General features: G+C 61.8%; 16 protein-coding genes. 12 read left to right on the forward strand and 4 right to left on the reverse strand.

What is annotated here, in order from left to right:
* The first annotated feature begins 66 nt into the window (after positions 1-66).
* The 8 genes from JO015_06460 to JO015_06495 all read left to right on the forward strand — a co-directional run bounded on the left by JO015_06460 (position 67) and on the right by JO015_06495 (position 7374).
* Complete coding sequence (locus JO015_06460) at positions 67-657, forward strand: Uma2 family endonuclease (GenBank protein MBV9998742.1); 591 nt, start codon at positions 67-69, stop codon at positions 655-657.
* A gap of 33 nt (positions 658-690) precedes the next feature.
* Positions 691-951 (forward strand): type II toxin-antitoxin system prevent-host-death family antitoxin, encoded by a 261-nt coding sequence (locus tag JO015_06465; protein ID MBV9998743.1) that lies wholly within the window; start codon positions 691-693, stop codon positions 949-951.
* 14 nt (positions 952-965) lie between these two features.
* Positions 966-1400 carry a type II toxin-antitoxin system VapC family toxin gene (locus JO015_06470; protein MBV9998744.1) on the forward strand — a complete coding sequence of 145 codons (435 nt, stop codon included), beginning with the start codon at positions 966-968 and terminating at the stop codon, positions 1398-1400.
* A 488-nt stretch (positions 1401-1888) separates the two neighbouring features.
* Positions 1889-2188, forward strand: coding sequence for a hypothetical protein (locus JO015_06475; protein ID MBV9998745.1), 300 nt, complete (start codon positions 1889-1891; stop codon positions 2186-2188).
* Between the two features lie 464 nt (positions 2189-2652).
* A complete protein-coding gene (locus JO015_06480) occupies positions 2653-2892 on the forward strand; it encodes a plasmid stabilization protein (protein ID MBV9998746.1) in 240 nt (79 codons plus the stop codon).
* On the forward strand, positions 2889-3305 hold the full coding sequence (locus JO015_06485) for a type II toxin-antitoxin system VapC family toxin (protein MBV9998747.1): 417 nt from the start codon (positions 2889-2891) through the stop codon (positions 3303-3305). The genes JO015_06480 and JO015_06485 overlap by 4 nt, the downstream gene beginning before the upstream one ends.
* Before the next feature lie 324 nt (positions 3306-3629).
* Positions 3630-6200 (forward strand): ATP-binding cassette domain-containing protein, encoded by a 2571-nt coding sequence (locus tag JO015_06490; protein ID MBV9998748.1) that lies wholly within the window; start codon positions 3630-3632, stop codon positions 6198-6200.
* A 172-nt stretch (positions 6201-6372) separates the two neighbouring features.
* A complete protein-coding gene (locus JO015_06495; GenBank protein MBV9998749.1) occupies positions 6373-7374 on the forward strand; it encodes a rhamnose ABC transporter substrate-binding protein in 1002 nt (333 codons plus the stop codon).
* 289 nt (positions 7375-7663) lie between these two features.
* On the opposite strand, the gene JO015_06500 is transcribed toward JO015_06495, so the two are convergent.
* The 4 genes from JO015_06500 to JO015_06515 all read right to left on the reverse strand — a co-directional run bounded on the left by JO015_06500 (position 7664) and on the right by JO015_06515 (position 14305).
* Complete coding sequence (locus tag JO015_06500; protein MBV9998750.1) at positions 7664-8653, reverse strand: PRC and DUF2382 domain-containing protein; 990 nt, start codon at positions 8651-8653, stop codon at positions 7664-7666.
* Between the two features lie 472 nt (positions 8654-9125).
* Positions 9126-10574 (reverse strand): NAD(P)/FAD-dependent oxidoreductase, encoded by a 1449-nt coding sequence (locus JO015_06505; protein ID MBV9998751.1) that lies wholly within the window; start codon positions 10572-10574, stop codon positions 9126-9128.
* An 87-nt stretch (positions 10575-10661) separates the two neighbouring features.
* Positions 10662-12707 (reverse strand): hypothetical protein, encoded by a 2046-nt coding sequence (locus JO015_06510; GenBank protein ID MBV9998752.1) that lies wholly within the window; start codon positions 12705-12707, stop codon positions 10662-10664.
* Between the two features lie 698 nt (positions 12708-13405).
* The gene (locus JO015_06515; GenBank protein ID MBV9998753.1) at positions 13406-14305 is read right to left on the reverse strand and encodes an AraC family transcriptional regulator; all 900 of its coding nucleotides are present in this window, start codon (positions 14303-14305) and stop codon (positions 13406-13408) included.
* Between the two features lie 135 nt (positions 14306-14440).
* Here JO015_06515 and JO015_06520 point away from each other — a divergent pair, with 135 nt between their 5' ends.
* The 4 genes from JO015_06520 (at position 14441) to JO015_06535 (ending at position 19045) form a co-directional block, all read left to right on the forward strand.
* Positions 14441-15745, forward strand: a complete 1305-nt coding sequence (locus tag JO015_06520) for an extracellular solute-binding protein (protein ID MBV9998754.1) — start codon at positions 14441-14443, stop codon at positions 15743-15745.
* A gap of 63 nt (positions 15746-15808) precedes the next feature.
* Entirely contained in the window at positions 15809-16765 is a 957-nt protein-coding gene (locus JO015_06525) for a sugar ABC transporter permease (protein ID MBV9998755.1), read from the forward strand.
* A complete protein-coding gene (locus tag JO015_06530) occupies positions 16762-17595 on the forward strand; it encodes a carbohydrate ABC transporter permease (GenBank protein MBV9998756.1) in 834 nt (277 codons plus the stop codon). Before JO015_06525 ends, JO015_06530 begins: the two co-directional genes overlap by 4 nt.
* A gap of 127 nt (positions 17596-17722) precedes the next feature.
* Positions 17723-19045: an alpha-glucosidase/alpha-galactosidase gene (locus JO015_06535; GenBank protein MBV9998757.1), complete on the forward strand. Its 1323-nt coding sequence runs from the start codon at positions 17723-17725 to the stop codon at positions 19043-19045.
* Positions 19046-19422 lie beyond the last annotated feature (377 nt).

Raw genomic sequence — 19422 nt, forward strand, 5'->3', positions numbered from 1 at the left:
TCAGCGTTATGCGCCCGGCGTCGCCACCGCTTGCACCCGGCGTTTCGGAACCATAAACTCACTGTGATGCCGCTTACCATCGAGCTCTGCGCCTCAGAGGAGCAAACGGCCTTCAATTTGCATCGTTGGGCCGAAATCCAGGCCGACCCGGAACTCCGGCGTCTGCCCCACCGAATTGAAACGGACCGGCACGGTCGCATCCTGATGAGCCCACCCCCTGCCCCCGCGCACGGCAACCGCCAGAGCCGTACCGCCGCCCTCCTGATCGATCTACTTGCCGAGGGCCAGGTTGTAACCGAATGCCCGCTGTCGACCTCCGACGGCGTTAAAGCGATCGATGTGGCCTGGCTGGCACCAGGCCGTGAGGCCGAGGTGGAGTCCTCCATCTGCTTGATGCGCGCCCCGGAGGTCTGCGTCGAGATCATCTCGCCCTCTAATACCGGCGCAGAGATTGATGAAAAGGTCGCCTTGTATTTTGAGGCCGGTGCCCGCGAGGTCTGGCTATGCGGGCTGGATGGGAAGCTCACCTTTCACATCGGCTCGGCCGGAAACTGCCGTGCCTCCTGGACTTTGTGCCCGCAGTTCCCGACGGCGGTTCCACGTGCCGACCCCACCCGGTCGCCCGGATGCCGGGCCTCTTGCCAACAATCGCAGTAGACTAGTCTGGACGGGTCGATTACATGGAGTGCTATGGCCCAAGAGACTTTGGTGGGAGCCTACGAAGCGAAGACCCGACTCCCTCAACTCCTTGACCGAGTCGAGGACGGTGAGATTATCGTAATCACCAGGCATGGCAGGCCGGTGGCCAAGCTCATACCGGCCTCGGCCGAGAAGGTTCGACCCGACGTACAGCAAGCCATCAAAGAGATGCTCGAATTTCGGGACAAGCACGGCCCGCGCCTCCAAGGCCTAAGCCTTCGGGAGCTGATCGAAGAGGGACGGCGTTACTAGCTGAAGGGGTTCCCATGTCCCAAGAGGTCAGGGGCCGATTCATCCTGGATACGTCGCTAACCCTGGCGTGGTACTTCGCCGATGAGGCCAACCCCTACGCGGATGCTGTCGCTCAGAAGTTTGCCTCGGCTGAAGCCATCGTCCCCTCACTTTGGCCGCTCGAAGTCGCTAACGCCCTGCTGATGGGCGAGCGGCGAAAGCGGAGCACCGCAGCCCAAGCGTCAACCTTTTTGGCTCGCTTGGGCACGCTTCCCATCGTCATCGATCATGAGACAGACGCTCGGGCGTGGAGCGATACCATTAGCCTCGCTCGGGCTCATAACCTCTCGACTTACGACGCGGCTTATCTCGAACTCGCGATGCGGCGAGGACTGCCGCTGGCCTCACTTGATGAGAAGCTTAAAGCCGCGGCGACTGCCGTTGGCGTCGGTCTGTATTCGCTGCCGTGACCGGCCTGTGGCCCGGCTCGCACCGGGCCGTGAGGCCGAGGTGGAGTCCTCGGCCGGTGCCCGCGAGGTCTGGCTATGCGCGCTGGATGGGACGCTCAGCTTTCACCTCGGCTCAGCTGGGAATCGCTGCGCCTCCTCGACTTTGTGCCCGCAGTTCCCGGCGGCGGTTCCACGGGTAAACCGGTCGGAACGGGTGATGGGTGGCTCCGCCGCAGCCGCTGAATCTGTGTTAATCTGTGTAATCTGTGGATGGATCTCTGTTCTGCGTAATCTGTGGATCCACTAACCGGGACGGCACGGATCCCACTTTCGGGACGCCGGTCAGGTCCGCTTCGTAGCGCTCAAGGGACTCCGCCCGGCTCGGCTGAGCTCGCTAATCCCTAAATTCCTTGATGTCAGCCGGTTACGTTCAGGATGATTATCCGGTTACGTTCTCCCGGGCTGCGCGGAGGGGCTTGGCACGGCTTAAGCAGTCACTCTCAATCGTTATGAGCGCCGCCCTTTCCGCTTCCAACCCGCTGGCCGCCTTCGCTCTTCCCGACCTGCCCCGTCGGTCGCCCCGGACCTCGATCATCCTGGCCGAACTGGCCCGCCAGCGCCGTCAGGAACGCTGTCGGCGCCGCCAAGTCCGAGCCCGGCGGGCGGCCTGGCTGTTCTGGCTGGACCGGCGGCCGTTTGACTCGGCGCGCGTGCCGCAACAACCCCTGCCCGGGCTGGTTTTCGCGGGCGGCATGCTGCAGGTCTGCGTCACACCACGGGCACGGCGATTTGGCGGGCACAACGACTGAGTTCACACGGCGAACACGGCGAGCCACGGCGACCACGGCGGAAAGAAGAAAGAGTTCGGGGTTCGGAGTGGCATCGTGGGGGGTGGGTGCGAGTGTCGGCCTTAGAGTTACCGCCAGGTCCTCTTAATCTGTGTCAATCTGTGTAATCTGTGGATGCTTTCCTCTTTTCTGCGTGTTCTGCGGATGATTTAGTCGTTCCGCCGTGTTCGCCGTGGTCGCCGTGTGAACTCTTACGTTGTGCCCGCCTTTTCGCTGTGCCCACCGTGTGACCGTGTGAACTCTTACGCTGTGCCCGCCACACCCGCCGTGCCCGTGGTGTGCCCGACACCTCCCGATCATTCCCACCGAGCGATTTAGTCGCCGGCTGACCTCAACCGCCGCTCCGGGGCAAAGACCGGCTCAGCCGCCTTGAAATCCGGTATCGCGCGACTTGCACCGGATGATATCAATGCTATCATTGGTCAATGGCCCAGCTGCTGGTGCGGGATTTGGAAGACGAAGTGGTCGTTGCCCTGCGTTCAAAGGCGGCTGAAGAGGGTACCTCGGTCGAAGAGGCCCATCGTCGTGTGCTGCGTGATTTTGCCGGCCGGCGCGGGCGCCAACGGAACGACTTCAAAACCTTTCTGTTGAGCTTTCCAGAAGGTGATCTCGATGAGGTCTTTGAGCGACAACGCAACGTTCCACGGCAAGTAGACCTGGCGTGACGTACTTGCTCGACACCAATGTGCTCTCGGAACTGCGGCCCAGGGCAAATCGTCACCCGGGAGTACTGGCATGGTTTATGGCGGTTAACGAAGAGGACCTTTTCACCAGCGTGCTGGTGTTAGGGGAAATTCGCCGCGGGATTGAAAGGGTCCGCGCGTATGACGCGGCGTTTGCAGCTCGGCTCGAGGCTTGGCTCACCGTCCTCAAAGCCGACTACGCAGACCGTGCCTTGCCGATAGACCGCGCGGTGGCGGATGTCTGGGGCACATTCGACCGTCGCCAACTGCCGCCGGAACCGGATGGTTTGGTCGCCGCCACCGCTTTAAGACACGGGATGACCCTCGTCACGCGGAATGTTGAGCACGTCGCCGGGACCGGGGTTGCCACCCTCAATCCATGGACGTGGGCTTAAAAGCGGCGTGAGCGAATCCGCAGAACACGCAGACGGGTCGCGGCGCGTGCCGGTGGATGCGTGCGACGCTACATGACCGTAATCTGTGTCAATCTGTGGATGATCTCTTTTCTGCGTTGTCTGCGAGTTTTTTGGTCCCCCCTTGCCTTGCGCTGCGGAAGGCAGGATCATTGCACGAAGTCAAAACGCATTCCCCCCTGCGCACCCTCCATTCCCCCTTAAGTGAAAAGCGGAAAAAACCCATCGGCCGTTTCCCGTGACTCGCGGTCTGCTGACGGCGCCACTGCACCGGAATTTTCGGGGCAGCCGAACCCTGCGGGGATCATGGGGCGCGGCCTCGTGCTTGGGGGCCTTCATGAGGTGACCAAGTCGTTCGGCGCGATTGTGGCCATCCAGGGAGTTTCTTTCGACCTGCGTTCGGGCGAAGTGCTCGCCCTTCTGGGGGAAAATGGCGCCGGCAAGAGCACGTGCGTGAAGGTCCTGGCCGGCGTCCATGCCCCGACCGCGGGGCACGTTTACCTCGAAGGGCAACCGGTTCAACTGCATTCACCGTCGGACGCGCAGCACCGCGGCATCGCCGTCATGCACCAGCACCCGGGGCTCTTTGGAGACCTGTCGATCGCGGAGAACGTTTTTATGGGGCACCCGAGAAAGGGATTCCTGGGTCTCCTGGATCACGACGCGATGCTCGCGGAAACGCATCGGTTGCTGAAAATCGTGGGGCTGCAGGCGGACCCCCGGGCGCCGCTTTACAGCCTGCGGACGTCGGAGCAGCAATTGGTCGAAATCGCCAAGGCGCTGGCCGTAAAGGCTCGCATCATGATCATGGACGAACCGACCGCGGCCTTGTCGCGTCGCGAGGTCGATCAGCTTTTTCTCGTCGTGGACGGCCTGCGGAAGCGCGGTGTGGCAATGATGTTCGTGGGCCACCGGATGGAAGAAGTTTATGAGGTCGCCGATCGCGTCGTGGTTTTGCGCGATGGAAAGGTGATCGGCGAGGCGCCGGTCGGCGAAATGCCCCGGGATCGGGCGATTCAACTGATGGTGGGCCGGCCGTTGGCTGACCTTTACCCGAAGCGGTCCAATTCTTTGGGAGAAGTCATTCTGGCAGTCGAGGGGCTTTCCCGGGGGACCATGTTTGAGAACGTCTCGTTCACCGTCAGGTCAGGTGAAATCCTGGGGTTCGGCGGCCTGGTCGGAAGCGGCCGAACGGAGATCGCGCGCGTTTTATTCGGAATCGATCAACCGACGGCCGGAAGGATTCTGCTCGACGGGAAACCGGTTTCATTCGCGACGCCCAAGGACGCGCTGAAAGCGGGGATTGCGTACGTCTCGGAAGACCGGATGGGCCAGAGCCTCGTGATGGACTTTTCCATCCTGGCGAACGCGGTTCTGCCCGTGGTAGACCGCGCGGCCCCGTTCGGTTTCGTGGAACGCGCACGCGAACTTGCCCTCGCCGGGCCGCACCTGGATCGCCTGCGGGTGCGCTGCCGCGGCTACGACCAGCCCGTGCAGCAGCTTTCGGGCGGGAACCAGCAAAAGGTCGTGCTCTCAAAGTGGCTCGCAACGAAACCGCGGATCTTCATTTTTGATGAGCCGACGCAAGGGGTGGACGTGCAGACCAAAGCCGAGGTTCACGCCGTGATCGCAAGCCTGGCGAAGGACGGGGCGGCCATCATCGTGATCTCGTCCGAATTGCCGGAGCTCATCGGCGGCTCCGATCGCATCATGGTCCTGCGGGAGGGGGTCGTCACGGGCGAATTTTCGGCCAAGGACGCAACCCAGGAAGGAATCATGCGGGTCGCAACGGCGGAAACGGCCGTGATCAATCCGCCACCGGGTGAGGCGGCGGCGCCGCCCGGGGCAGCCGGGCCTTTACTGCCAAAGCCGGCCGCCGACGGGTTGAACCCGCGACGTCTGCCGGACCTTCTGCTGGTCCGGCGGGAACTGGGGCTGGTAGCCGCCATCCTGATGATCATCATCCCGGCCACCATTTTGAATCCGAGGATGCTGGGCGCGTCCAACCTCAAGGCGCTGTCGATGGATGCCGCCCTGCTCAGCATCGTGACGGTCGCGCAGATGCTCGTTCTGATCACGAGAAACATCGATCTCTCGGTTGCCTCCGTGATCAGCCTTTCGGCCTACGTTTCCGCCATGGTGTTGAAGGCGTCGCCCCACACGCCGATCCCGATCGCGATCCTGATCGCGTGCGCCGTCGGGTTGCTGTGCGGGCTGATCAATGGAGCGATCATCGCTTACGGGCGGATTCCGGCGATCGTGGCCACCCTGGGAACGCTTACCTTGTTCCGCGGCTTCAACAGCCTTCTGGCCAACGGGGTACAGATTAGCGCCGACCAGGTGCCCCAGGGTTGGCTCGACCTTACCACGGCCTCCCTCTTCGGGGTTCCCGGCGTGGTCTTCGTGGCCGCAGCCATCGTGACGGCGATCGCGCTGGGTCTCCGCCACCTGGAGGCCGGCCGCCAATGGTTTGCGATCGGCTCGAACCCGGACGGCTCCCGCCTGATCGGCGTCCCGGTCACCAGGCGAATCCTGGCGGCTTTCGGTCTGGCCGGACTTCTGACCGGGTTCGACGGGGCGCTTTGGGCTTCCCGGCTGGGAACCGTCGATTCCCAGGTGGCATTCGGCGTCGAACTCACCGTGATCGCTTCGGTGGTCGTCGGCGGGGTGGCGATTCGCGGCGGCTCGGGAACGGTCCTCGGCGTCCTGCTGGGCACGATCACGCTGCTGGTAATCAATAACGCCCTGATTCTCGTGCACATCGATCCGCTGCAAATTCAATCCGTGTATGGGCTGGTTATTCTCGGGGCGATCTCAGCCGACGCGTACGTTACCCGAAAAGCGCATCAGCCGCGTTCAACCCGGGTCAGGAAATGAATAGAAAGATTGCGAACCTGTCAGGCAGCCGGGACTTCTTTCCGGCCGTCCTGTTTTTCCGCGCGTTCGCCTACGCTTTGCCGGATTCCCTGACTAACTTCGGTTTGAACATGATCGGCCCGACAGAGGATAGGTGTACTTGTACGAAAAAAACTAACAAATGACGAGGACCATGAGAATCCATTCCTGCATATTTAACATAATCATCATTGCCGCCGCTGCTTGCATGGCCGGCACAGCCGGGTCCGCTGCCGACGCCGATATTACGGTCGGCTTCATCCCGAAGCTGGACACCGATCCCTATTTCAAAGTCGCCGGCGAGGGCGCAGCCGAGGCGCAGAAGGAAATCGGCGGGAAGTCGCTTTTCGTCGCGCCTTCAACCGCAACCGGGGAGGCGCAGATCCCGTTCATCAATAACCTGGTTTCGCAAAGGGTGAACGTCATCGCCATTGCCGCCTCGGACACGAATTCGGTGGTGCCGGCATTGCGACGGGCGCTGGCGCAGAAAATCCGTGTGATGACGTTTGATTCGGACTGCGCGAAGAATGGCCGGGAGCTGTTTGTAAACCAGGCGACGCAAAGCAGCCTGGCCGAGATGATGCTGGATAGTTTAGGCGGGATGATCGGTTACGAAGGCGAATTTGCGATCCTCTCGAGCACGCCGACCGCGACGAACCAGAACCAATGGATCGATGCGATGAAGAAGAGAATGGCGAATGACCCGAAATTTGCCAAACTGAAGCTCGATCAGGTGGCCTATGGGCAGGAATCCGCGCAGGTCAACCAGCAGCAGGCGTTGGCCCTGGCTGAAGCCTTCCCGAATCTGAAGGGCATCATCATTCCAGCCGGCATCGGCTTGCCGGCGGCGGCCCGGGCCCTGGAACAGGCGGGGTTGCTCGGCAAGATCAAACTGACCGGTCTGGCACCGGCCACGCTCATGAAGAAATACATCCTCGCCGGTCAAGCCCAGGATATCTGGTGGAACGTCAAAGATCTCGGCTACCTGAGCTATTATGCCGCGGCGGCGCTCGCGACGGGCAAAATCACCGGAAAAAAAGGTGAAACGTTCACCGCGGGACGCCTTGGGGAACGCACCATCGGAGATGACGGCGAGATCCTTCTAGGCCCCGCCGTAATCGTGACGCCGGAAAACGTGAATTCGTTTGCCTTCTGACACACGGCGGGCACAACGTAAGAGTTCACACGGCGAACACGGCGGAAAGACAGAATCATTCGCAGAACACGCAGAGAACGCAGAAAAAGAATCCCAAACGCTGGACCTGACAGCGGCAGCCGGCACCCATGCTGCCGCTCCGAACTCCGACCGACACCCGCTATTCGTTACCCGTTACCCGTTACCCGCCACTCTCTTCCATTTGTGGCATTTAAATAGAGAACGCCCGGTCTTGCGACCGGGCGTTTTTCTGAACCGCTGCAGCGGACGGAGCGCTGTTATTTATTGATTAAAGATTGCGTTCCTCGCGTCGCCGTTCCCTTTCGGCTTCCCGCTCGGCTTCCGTGCCCGTCACGCCGGTTGTAGTGGTGGTCTCACCGGTACGCGCCGTTTCACCCAACCCCGAGCGATCGACTTCCACGTCCGTCTTTCGGACCGAATCCGAGACGGTCTGCTGCTCGACATCTTCGGTCTTGCGGGCACGCACGGCCCCGGTGACCACCCGTTCCTTGTCGACCACTGCTTCCTCGCGCCGGATCGGCACCTCGACTTCCTGCTCCGTAAGCTCGCCCGTCTGGCCCGCGCGCACCTGATCGGCAGGCACCCGCTCGATCACCACGTCTTCACGGCGCAACTCGACCGGCACGTTGACCTGCTCGGTCCGCACCAGCTTACGCAGCCGGACCCGGCCCGCCTCAACCTCGCGCTTGCCTACCCGTACGCGCTCCTCTTCAGTCGGGATTTCCACTTCTCCGGTCGCGCTTTCACGAGGCGTCCCGGTAACCCCGATTTGGTCGCGGCGTTGCTCGGTAATGTCCCGCTCGCCCGTGACGGCACCAGCGCGCGTGTCAGCCGCCTCGGTCCCGATAGCCGTCGCGCTTGTCCTCTCGGCACCGATTGCCGCCGCACCGGCTGCACCGGCCGTCTCCGCCCCGGTAACGGTCGCACCGGCCGTTCTGCCCTGGTAATACTGGATAACTTCCTGCTCCCGCGCGTCCGACAGCACCTCTTCGGCAGGATGGCTGGGCGCATTTTTCACAAGCTCAGCATCATAGGGAACCCGGACTTGATCGTCGTGGATTTCCACGCTGCGAGCGGGCACCACGTGTATCTTGCCCAGCAGCCAGCCGGTCTTGATTCCGAGGAATTCAACCTTGCCGCTTGCCTCGTCGGTCCAAAGGGCGTCCAGGGTGCCAATGGTATCGCCTCGGTTATCGACAACCTTTCGGCCGATAAGCGATTGGAACGTCTGGTCGTTAATATCGTCAAATGTATTCATAATACCTTGATTCCACTTGCTGGTGGTGAAGCGTTAGTAAAGCTTCGCCAACGCGGCTGGCGACGGCCTTATCCCATTTACGATTCTCAAGGCGGCAACATTGCGACGCAAAACGGGAGGGTTCCGTCACACGGCGGGCGCAGCGGGTTGGGCGGGCACAACGTAAGAGTTCACACGGCGAACACGGCGGACCACGGCGGGAAGAGGGGGAAGGGGAAAGAGTTCGGCGTTCGGAGTGGCATCATGGGTGCGAGATGCCCATGTCAAGCTCCGGTTTCGTGGATTCTTTTTCTGCGTTCGTCTGCGTGTTCTGCGGATGATTCCGTCTTCCCGCCGTGTTCCGCCGAAAGATTGGATCCAGTCATAGGACGTCTCCGAGCTCCGAACCCCGAACGCCGAACTCCGAACTCTCTCCCCTCTTCCCTCTTCCCGCCGTGGTCGTCGTGTTCCGCCGTGTTCGCCGTGTGAACTCTTACGTCGTGGCCGCCGTGTGACAGAGAACGTCGTTCAGCGCGGCTTTAGCCGCCCCGTAGCCGGCCATGCCGTGCACTCCGCCTCCCGGCGGGGTGGAAGAGGAGCATAAATATACCCCGCGCAGCGGCGTGCGGTACGGCACCGGCCCGAACACGGGGCGTGCGATCAACTGCCAAAGGTTGTTGGCGCCCCCGCTGATATCGCCGCCGATCAGGTTGGCATTTAACCGTGCCAGGGCCGCAGGGCCTGACACGTGCCGCATCAGGATGCGTTCGCGAAACCCGGGTGCGAAGCGTTCGATCTGCCGCTCAAGGGCGTCCGTCATGTCGATGGTCAACCCGTAGGGCACGTGGCAATAGGCCCACAACGTGTGTTTGCCTGCGGGCGCCCGGGTACGATCCCAAAGGGTGGGCTGGCTGACCAAAACGAAGGGGCGTTCCGGCACGGCGCCGGCAGCAGCCTGGCGTTCCGCCAAGGCGATTTCCCGGAGCGTGCCGCCCAGGTGCAGCGTGCCGGCTCTCCTGCATTCCTCGGCGGTCCAGGGCACCGGGCCATCAAGGGCATAGTCGACCTTGAACACCCCGGGGGCATGACGGAACCGCTCCAACCGGCGCCGGTAGCCGGCTGGAAGCTGCCGGCCGGCGATCTGGACGAATTGCCACGGGGTCAGGTCCAGCAAGATGGCCCGGGCGGACGGGATTTCACTGAATTGCCCGATCCGTACGCCGGTCTCGATCTTTCCGCCGAGTTCGCGCAGGCAGCCGGCCAGAGCGTCGGTGATCGCCTGCGCTCCGCCGAGCGGAATGGGCCAGCCCACCGCGTGGGCCAGCATCCCCAGCACCACCCCAAAGGCGGCCGAGACCGGCGCTTCCAACGGCAGGAATGAATGGGCGGCAACGCCCGCGAACAGTGCGCGCGCCGGTTCCCGGCTGAACACGGTGTTGGTAAGCGCGGCCGCGGGCCAGATCGCCCGCAGGCCGAATCCGGCCAGGGTGAAGGGATGCCGGGGCAGGTGCAGCATCGGCTGCAGAAACTCGAACACGAGTTTTTCCCACCGGCGCACCGAAGGGCCGATGAGCTGCCGGTAAGTCCAGGCGTCCGGGCCCAACGCCCTGGCGGTCCGGCTGAGGGAGTCGTAAAGGCAGGCGGCGGTCCCGTGATCGAGCGGGTGGGCCAGCGGAATGTCCGGCCGCAGCCACCTGAGCCCGAAACGTTCGAGAGCCAGGGTTCTGAAAAACGGGGAGGCCGCTCCGAGGGGGTGAACGGCGGAGCCCAGGTCATGCACAAAGCCCGGCAGGGTCAATTCCGCCGAGCGGGCGCCGCCGCCGATGGTGGAATTAGCCTCCAGGACCAGCACCGAGCAACCGGCCCGCGCCAGGGTGATGGCCGCCGCCAGGCCGTTCGGCCCGGCACCGACCACCACAGCATCGAAGTCAGCGGCGCTCATGGCGCCGTGCCGGTCCGGTTAGGTTATACCATCGCATCTGCCGAGAATTACGCTGCACAAGGGTAGCAGGTTGTCCCGGAAGTCGTATCAGGTGCCCGCGCCGTCGTCGACGACCAGGAGGTAAGGATAATCGGCGGCGTTGACCGTCACGGCAATGGTATCGCCCGCCCCGGCGTTGTTGCGGTTGACCGTTACCGGCACCATCGTGCCGTTGAGCGGGTCGTAGGCGCTGATCCGCGCGTTTGCGGCGTTCACGCCCTTAAGGCCGATGGTGAACGGCTCCGGGATGAACCTTTGCGTCACGTCACGCGTCATGACGTAATAAGGGATGACGAACCGGCCGGCATTGACCTGGAACGGCAGGATCGCAAGCGCCTCACGGTCGTAAAACGGAGGGTACGCGGCGGTGCCGTTGCCGGGGAACTGGTAATGGTCATGCGCGTCGCTGATGCCGGTGACCTGAAGGCTCCGGGTCGTGGTCAGGGCGGGGTCCAAGCCTTCGCTCATGAGGTCGACAATCCGTTTAATAACTGCCAATGCCGGTGAGGTGTAGGGCGAATCGTCGGCCGGGTAGGTACCGTTGCCGTTTGCGTACCGGATAAAATTGTCCTGCACGACCCCATAATATAGATCGCCGGCTCCCGAACCATAAAGCGTAAGCTTGGGAACGCCTTTCTGCAGGCAGAAGCAGAGGAATCGTGCGGTGGTTTTTGCTTTGAGGTTCAGTGCCGCCGAGGCGTCGGTGATTCCAAATTCAGACGGGTCGAATCCGAGTTCCGTAATCCATTCGTCGCACTTCACCACCTGACCATCCACCACTCGGGCATAGCGCCCATGGCCGGATTGGCCGATGTTCGTCGTGATCGGCGACATGTCCCGGATCATGTGTTCCGTCTGAACCGCGTTCTCATAGTATTCGGGAAAAGCGCAATGGTAGGCCGGTACCCACCCCGGGTTCTCCAATTGTAGTTGGGCGCTGACGCTGTTTGTCCCGTTGTCTCCGGAGGGGAATTGCCGGTTGCGCGGGTAAGGATGCTTGCAGAGTGCAGTGATTCGAACCGGCTCCTGGGATGAGCACGGCCAGGGAATCGTGCTGGCAAAGCCGTCGGCCAGCTGCACCCCGCTGAAGGCAGCCGGGTTCTGCTGGACGCAATCCGCCGTGGCCTGCAGCAGGTTACCCCAGATCACCGCTTGATTATAGTTGTAGAGGGCCGGTTGGTAGTAGGTATTGATATAGAGGAAATTCGAACCGAACGTGAGCTCGTTCCAGATCTCCAGGTCAAAGCCTTTGTCGCCGGCGGCACCCGTGGTGCCGAGCGCATCGGCCGCGAAGGCGGCCACGATCCGTACGTATCGTTGCCAGGCGGCGATCGTCTCCGCGTAGTCGGTGGTGCCGGGGGGCGAGAAGGGACGGTACTTCAGGGTCGCGATGCTCACGCGGCTATCGGCGGGAATCGCTTTCGGCAGCGGCTTGGATAGGGTCACGGTATTGCCGTTGACGGCGGTGATCAGGGCCTCGGCGGCCCAGCCTGTGGTCAGGTTGCTGAGACCACTGCGCCCGAGCACCAGGCCGGACGTATCATCCAGCTGTACGGTCGTGGCCCCCGCAGCTGCTGCCGCCGTGACGGTGCGACTGAGTACCTGAAGCGGGCAAGGATCGCCCTGATTGGCGTTCAACAGGATAATCGGCCGGATACCCCACTTCCCGCATGCTTGCAGGGCCGCCTTCAGTGAGGCGGAGGTGAGGGAGTCGTCATTGTAATTCAGGTTGCCCCAACCGATCTCGATCCGGGTGAGCTTGATGCCGTGGCGGGCCAGGTGCTGAAGAACCAGGTCAGCGTTACCGGTGCTGCTGAGGACTACGCCGGTGCCGTTGAGGAACCGGGTGGCCGGGACGGTTTCCAGGTAGGCGCGCCAGGGCTGGACCCAGTGGGAGTGGGCGCCAAAGGCGATATCGATCTGGTAAGCGGGATCGGTGTAGGGCGACGCGAGCGAACCGGAACGCACCGGGCATGCCGTTGCAAAAAGCATCACAATGATAATCAAAGCATTGATCAATGACTGGGGCGCTGCGGTCGGGAACATTGACCGATCGCATCTGTCCGGATTGCTGATGGATGGCAGTAGTTTCATGTTCGCAGGCAGTTGATGGTTTTTTGAGGGCAAAGGGGGGATACTGCGGAGACAAAGCGCCTCTGCGAGGTAGAAGAATCTACCTCTTCATAACACCGGGCGTTATCCAACCCCGCGGGCGCCTCGGGGATGACCGGGGTTAGTTAAATCTCTGCGGGATGACCAAGGCTGGAGCTGGCCGTGTATGCATCGTGACGTGCCGGACTGCTGGCCAAGTGGGTAGCGAGGAGCTTGGACGAGCCGCTGACCTCCTGTCTGGCTCAATTACTCAATACAATCATTACAGTTAATATTATAAAATATACACGCCTACCGAAATGCCAAGGGAAATACGGCGCACTGGTAAGGGTGTCGGGTAGAGCTCGGAGTTCGGAGTTCGGGGTTCGGAGTTCGGAGCGGAAGAGAATGCCACAAATGCCACAAGCGGAAAAATGCCACAAATGGAAGAGAGTGTCGGGTGTCGGCCACGAGCTTGGGGAAGAGTCGCCGATGTCAACTCTGTAACTCTTCTTCCCGCCGTGGTCGCCGTGTTCCGCCGTGGCGCCGTGTGATCCTCTTCCGCTGTGCCCGCCGTGTGCCCTTAATCTGTGTAATCTGTGGATGTTTTTTCTTTTCTGCGTTCTCTGCGTGTTCTGCGGATGATTTATTTAATCTGTGGACCCGCCGTGTGATGAACCCGTTACCCGTTACCCGCTACGTTACCGAATCCGAGTCATGTGGCGGTAACGGTCGGGGGTAAGGTGGAAGTGTTTGCGGAAGACCTTGCCGAGATGGGTGGCGTCGGCAAACCCGGTCAACTCGGCAATGACGGCCAGCTTCAGGTCGGATGAAACCAACAGGCGGGCGACCTCACCGATCCGGACCTGGGCGATGAATCTTCCCGGGCTGAGCCCGGTAATCTGGCGGAAGTAATGGGAGAAACGGGTCCGGCTCATGCCGTACTTCTCCGCGATCTGAGGAACGCTGAACGCGGCCTGAGACATTCCTTGCAGGACCGTTGCACGGGTATCGGCCAGCAACCGTTCCCGGCGAGCGGCGGGATAGACCAGCGCGTGCGCAAACCGCTCGTATTCGATGAGGAACCGGAAGAGCGCAGTTTCCTCGGCGAATTCATCCGGCAACGAGGCGGCGCGCACGGCGTCGTACAGGTCGACGGCGCAGCCGACCAGGGGGGACTCGGGCGGCAACCGCCAGACTTGGCCGGCCGGCCGGAAGCACGCCTGGATCCGCCGCACGACGTACTCATGGTCGATGATGAGCCAGAAAAACGTCCACTCGCGCGATCCGGGCGGCAGAAAATAGAGGTCATCGCTGGGCACGGCCGTCGCAAAGGCATCACCCGGGCTGACTGGGATTTCCTGGCTCGAACTGCCGGAACGGAAGGCGCCCTGCCCTGACAGGGTGTATTGCCAGACCAGAAAGGGTCTTTTCTCGTCGCCTTCGCGTTCGCGGCAGTGCCAGCGGTAATGCCGGGCATGCGTGTGGGTCTCCAGCCCGCTCAGGACGCGTGCCTGATAGTTGAGCGGTTCCTCCGGACGGCACCGGAGCGTTCGCAAGGTCCGGTACAGGCGGGTCAAGGCGTCGTCGCTGGGCTCCATGCGTGCACAATCGGGTCTGGGACCGGTCGGTCACGGCGGCGCCGGTCACAAAATGACTATCATCCGATACAGCCGACTATTGCGACCTGAACCGATTTAGCCAAGCTAGAAGTCGGTTTCAAAAGCCCCCCGATTATGCGAATCAGATTTCCACACATTTTGATGGTTGCGGCCGCGTTGTTCTCGACGGCGGCCTCCGGCGTCAGCAAAGAACTCGACCTTTGGTTCATTCCGATGGCATCGGAAGGCCCGGCCAAGGTTCCCCTGCTGAACTGGGCCAAAGAGAATTTCCCGAAAGAGCTGCCTTCGGGCGTCACGGTGGCGAACAATTACGGGCCGCCGGTGTACCAGGATGCGCAGCAGAAGTTCATCGTCCAGGGACGGCGCGGCAAGCCGGACGTCATCGAAGGCGTGCTTGAGGGCATGATTGCGTATCAGAAAGCGGGCTTGATCGAGCCCCTCAATGACCTCTTTGATAAGTGGCCGGACAAGGACCAGTTCGTTCCGAGCACGATCAAGGCCCTCACCATCGGCGGCAAGGTTTACGGGGTCCCGTACAACACCAATGTCCGGGTCCTGCTTTACCGGAAGGACCTGTTGCAGAAATACAATCTGCAGCCGCCCAAGTCCTGGGACGAGATGATCGACGATGCCGGGATGATCTCCGCCAAGGAACAGGGCGTCAGCGGCCTGGGTCTGACCACCAAGACGGGCAGCGTGCGCACGTTCCAGGAGTTCATCTCTTTCTTTTTCCAGGTGAACAACGGGGAAAACCCGTTCAAGCAGGATGAGGGTACCCAGAAATGGTCGATGAACACCACGCCGGAAAAACTGGCGACGGTGCTCAAGCTGTACGAGGCCGCCTTCTTTAAGGGAAATCCGTCCGCGGCGAACCAGAACGCGCGCGGCAACGATTACCAGGCGACCGACGCTGATTATGTGGCCGGCAAGACCGCGATGGTGCCGATGGGCCCGTGGATCTGGCAATACCGCGCCACGGGCGAGGTGGGCCGCAAGGTTCTGGAAGAGAACACCGGCGTGATCGCGCTGCCGTTGCCTCCGGGCGGGACCCAGGCCACCTACCTTGAGGTGAAGCCGATCATGCTGAATGCGGCGAGCAAGGACAAACAGGACGCCTGGGCGCTGATCCAGACGCTGGGCTCGAAGGCATTCGTCGCGCTTGACGACAAACTGGAGGGCGTCAACCCGCCGCGCAAAGATGTCGCGGACCTGCCGGAATTCAAAAACGACTGGTGGCAGCAGGCCTTTACGGCCCAGTTGGGGACGGGCGTGGCTCTGGCGCCGATCAACTGGGGCCTGGTGGTCAACGACATCACCGAGGCGCTCCAGAAGGTGATCTACAAAAACAAAACGGCCGAGGACACCGGCAAAGAGCTCTACAATGCGCTCGAACAGCGAGCGAAAAACAACCAGCTGTAACGATATATAAATAACAACAACGTGTTCAGGGGCGGGGCTGCCACAGGCCCCGCCCGGGATCCCATGCTTAACGCTCCCTCCACACCGTCCGCTGTACCGGCCGCCCAGGGCAAGCCCCGCCGGGGCGCCACCGGTTGGGCCGCGCGGCTGGGCGAGGACAGTTTCGGCTACCTGCTGCTCGCGCCCGCGTTGCTGGTCATTCTCGGCCTGAACCTTTACCCGACGATTTGCGGCGTTCTGGCGTCATTCACGGACGAGTCGCTGCTGAACCCCAACACCTGGAACTGGGTTAACCTGGCCAACTACCAGAAACTGTTCGGCGACCCGGTTTTTCGCCTCGCGTTCGTGCACTCGTTGCAATTGACGATCGCGGCGGTCGTGCTCCAGGTCGTGTTCGGCCTCATCGTGGCGCACCTGTTGATCCAGAACGTTCCCGGAATCCATTTTTTCCGAAGCATCGCGATGATCACCTGGGTGCTGCCGATCATCACCGCGGTGGTCATGTTCCGGTTCATCACGCTGCCCAGTTTCGGGTTCATCAACATCCTGCTGCGCTCAGTCGGCCTGGGGAGCCTGGCCCGCAACTGGTTCGGCGACCCGGGCTGGGCATTTGCGTTCGTGCTGATCATGCATCTTTGGCGCAACATCCCGTTTTACGCGATCTCCTTCATGGCGGCGATGCAGGCGATTCCGGTCGACATCTATGAAGCCGCGCGCATCGACGGTGCGTCCGCGTGGAAGCAGTTCTGGCACGTCACGCTGCCTAACCTGCGTTACATCATGCTCGTGATGGTCGTGCTGCACGTCACGTTCACCCTCAACAACTTCGATTTTGTCTACCTGTCGACCGGCGGCGGCCCGGTGAACGCGACCGAGGTCATGGCGACTTACATCTACAAGCAGTCTTGGCAGGGTTACGCCCTGGGCTACTCCAGTGCGGGCGGCGTCGTCCTGCTGGTCGTGCTCGTCCTGCTGGTGTTTCTCTGCCGCCGGCTGATCGGAGGAATGGACGCCAGATGAAAAGTGACCTGAAGCCGGGCCGTCTGCTCCTCATCTATGGAGGATTGCTCATCACCTTCCTGTTTTTGCTGTTGCCGATCGTCTGGCTGGTGTTCGCGAGTTTTCGCAGCAATGACTCGATTCAAACGGGCCAACTCTGGCCGGCGCCGGGGGATTTGACGCTGGCGAATTACGCCGAGGTCTTTCAAATCAACGGGCTCGTCGGGTTCCTGGTGAACTCGGTCGTGATCGCCATCGCCACCACGCTGCTGGTGGTTTTTCTGGGCAGCCTGGCCGCGTACGGGTTGAGCCGGTTTGCCCTGCGCGGCAAACAGCTTTTCATGACGGCGGCGCTGCTGCCCCAGTTCTTTCCGTACGTGCTGATCCTGATCCCGTTTTACGTGCTGATGTCGAACCTCGGCCTGGTCGACACCCACGTCGGGCTGATCCTCACCCACACCTCGATCACCCTGCCGTTCGGGCTGTGGATGCTGACCGGCTATTTTAACGCCATTCCCCGGGAACTGGACCAGGCGGCCGCGATTGACGGCTGTTCCCGGCTCGGGGTGTTGTTCAGGATCATCTACCCGATCGCCGTACCCGGCCTGGTCGTTGCCGGGTTTTTCGCCTTCGTGGTGTCGTGGGGCGACTACCTGTTTGTCTCCATCCTTTCGCAAAGCACGAGCACCCAGACGCTGCCGATCGCGCTCCAGACGTTCATGAGCAGCCTGCAGGTGAAATGGGGCATGATCACGGCCGGAACGGTCGTGGCCATCGTGCCGACGATCGTGTTTTTCTCCATCGTGCAGCGCCGGCTGGTAGCCGGGCTCACGGCCGGTGCGGTCAAGTGACGTAACTGTAACTGAATCAGACTCTACCCGCCGTCCCGCTCGCTCGCTCGCTCGTCCGCCCGGCGGATACGGCGCGGTGAGGTGCGGTGCGGCGGGACAAATTATCAGCAGTTCTTCCTGTAGTTTTATGCCAAAAATAACCTTTATCGGGGCGGGCAGCCTGGTGTTCACCCGTAACCTTTGCAACGACATCCTCCTATGCCCGGCGCTCGAAGGGAGTACCATTGCGCTCATGGACGTGGACGGGCAGCGGCTCGAACAATCCCGTCGGATCGTCCAAGCCATCATCGATAAGCGAAAACTCCCGGCCCGGGTCGAGGCGCACCTGGACCGCGCGGCGGCCGTCCGCGGTGCGGACTACGTGGTTACGACCTTCCAGCAAGGGGGGCTGGAAGCGTATGCCCTGGACATCGAGATCCCCCAACGGTACGGGGTTGAACAATGCGTCGGTGACACCCTCGGCCCGGGCGGCGTCTTCCGCGCGCTGCGCACCATCCCGGTGTTGCTCGACCTTTGCCGGGAGATGGATGATCACGCCCCGGACGCCTTGCTGCTCAATTACGTGAACCCGATGGCCGCCAATTGCTGGGCGGTCGATGCCGGCACGGGCCGGCCTCACGTGGGATTGTGCCACAGCGTGCAAGGCACGAGCGAGATGCTGGCCAAATGGGTCGACGTGCCGTACAAGGAGGTGGTTTATTTCTGCGCCGGCATCAACCACCAGTCGTTCTTTCTGGAGTTTCAGCGCGGCAAGGTTGACCTTTACCCGCGCATCTTTGACGCCGTTAACCGGCCCGAGATTTACGGCGAAGAACCCGCGCGGATCGAACTCCTGAAGCACTTCGGGTACTTCGTCACCGAATCGAGCGGCCACACCAGCGAGTACGTTCCGTACTTCCGGAAAAACGCAAAAATGGTCGAGAACGAGCTCGTGCCGAAATTTACCAGTGACGTGAATGACTGGCTCGATTACGGCCGGACCGGCGGTTATCTGCGGCACTGCCGTAATCGTTTAAAGACGTTCCAGCAGGAATTTGATGAAATCCTGGCGGAAGATCCGCCGCTGGCGCGCACCCACGAGTACGGGTCCTACATCATTGAGGCGATCGAGACCAACTGCCCGATCCGCATCAACGGCAACGTGCCGAACGTGCACCTGATTGATAACCTGCCCGAAGGCTGCTGCGTGGAGGTGCCGTGCCTTGTGGACGGCAACGGGATTCAGCCGAGTTACGTCGGGTCGTTGCCGCCTCAGCTCGCCGCGCTGAACCGCACGAACATCAACGTTCAGGAACTCATCGTCGAGGCCGCCCTCACCGGCAGCAAGGAAGCCGTCTACCACGCCGTCATGCTTGACCCGCTGACCGCGGCGGTTTGCACCCTGCCGCAGATCCGTCAAATGGTGGACGAATTGCTCGACGCGCAAGCCGACTGGATCGCCGTCGAGTAAGCAGCGGGCACGGCCGGGAAAGTTCGGAGTTCGGGGTTCGGGGTTCGGAGACACGGCGGGCACAGCGGGTCAGGCGGGCACAACGACAGAGGTTCACACGGCGAACACGGCGAGCCACGGCGAACACGGCGAGAAGATTAAATCATCCGCAGAACACGCAGAGAACGCAGAAAAGGGAAAACATCCACAGATTACACAGATTGACACAGATTACGGGGACCCGGCGGCAACTCCAAGGTTGACACTCGCACCTAACCCCCATGCTGCCGCTCCGAACTCCGAACTCCGAACTCCGAACTCCGAACTCCTCTTCCTCTTCCGCCGTGGTCGCCGTGGCTCGCCGTGTTCGCCGTGTGAACTCTTACGTGGTGCCCGCC

Source organism: Verrucomicrobiota bacterium, from assembly GCA_019247695.1.
In the GTDB taxonomy this organism is placed as follows: domain Bacteria; phylum Verrucomicrobiota; class Verrucomicrobiia; order Chthoniobacterales; family JAFAMB01; genus JAFBAP01.